This is a genomic window from Priestia sp. P5_B4 (assembly GCF_056400385.1).
Window position 1 is genome coordinate 1 of the sequence record NZ_JBFULJ010001047.1, and the last position, 1195, is coordinate 1195.

1 protein-coding gene is annotated in these 1195 nt (G+C 40.0%); it reads left to right on the plus strand.

Annotation, left to right across the window (positions count from 1 at the left end; genetic code table 11):
- The first annotated feature begins 2 nt into the window (after positions 1-2).
- Positions 3-977, plus strand: coding sequence for a beta-ketoacyl-ACP synthase 3 (locus tag AC1DRF_RS28645; protein ID WP_477742391.1), 975 nt, complete (start codon positions 3-5; stop codon positions 975-977).
- Positions 978-1195 lie beyond the last annotated feature (218 nt).

Here is a 1195-nt window from a genome sequence, read left to right on the forward strand (position 1 = left end):
GAATCACAGGAATGGGGATATATACACCAAAGCAAAAATTAACGAACGACCATTTAAAAGAAATGGTTGATACAAGTGACGAATGGATTGTACAGCGTACCGGAATGAAAGAACGACGAATTGCTGGTGAAGGCGAATACACGTCTACGCTTGCCATTCGAGCCGTTGAAAATTTGCTTAACCGATATGCTGTAGAAATAGAAGATGTAGATGCAATTATTGTTTCGACAACAACGCCAGATCACTTTTTTCCTAGCGTAGCATGTCAGATTCAAGATTACTTTCATATTGATCAAGCTGCTGCATTTGATCTAAGTGCCGCATGCGCCGGTTTTACATATGGCCTTCATGTGGCGAACGGCTTAGTGACGTCGGGATTGCATAAAAAGATTTTAGTTATTGGTGCTGAAGTCATGTCGAAAATTACAGATTATACGGACCGGGCCACATGCGTGCTGTTTGGTGACGGAGCGGGAGCTATGCTTATAGAGTACGAGGAGCATAATCCGAGTTTCTTAGGATGTCACTACGGAACGGACGGAAGCGGAGGGGTGAATTTATATCGTTCTAACTTATCTAATACTCTTTCAGGAAAAGAAATTAATTCGAGCGGGAATTTAGTTCAAAACGGGCGTGAAGTATACCGCTTTGCTGTCCGAACGATTCCAAAAGGAGTAGAAGCATTATTAAAGAATACTTCCATTTCTCTTTCTGATGTAAATTGGTTTATTCCGCACAGTGCAAACCTTCGAATGATTGAAGCTATTTGTGCTAAAACAGGTGTTACAATGGATAAAACGTTAACGAGTGTGCAATACTGCGGAAATACATCTTCAGCTTCTATTCCGCTTGCTTTAAACGAAGGAATAATGACAGGAAAAGTACAGGGTAATGACCTTCTTATTCTTTATGGGTTTGGAGGAGGATTAACGCACTGCGGCTTGTTAATTAAATGGACGTGTAAACAAAAAAGCTAAAAGGCGTCGCCTTTTAGCTTTTTTGTTTTTCATTACAGAGCTTTTTATTGTCGTTACAAGAAAGTTTATTCTTTTTATAACAGCAGGTTTGCAGTATTTTTAGCGCAAACATATATAATAGAAAAAACTCGCTTTTTTACAGCGGGTTTYCAACTGGCTTTTGGAATGGTAAAACCTACTCCAAAGACGTCGCGCACATCGTGTACGACCACAAAAGC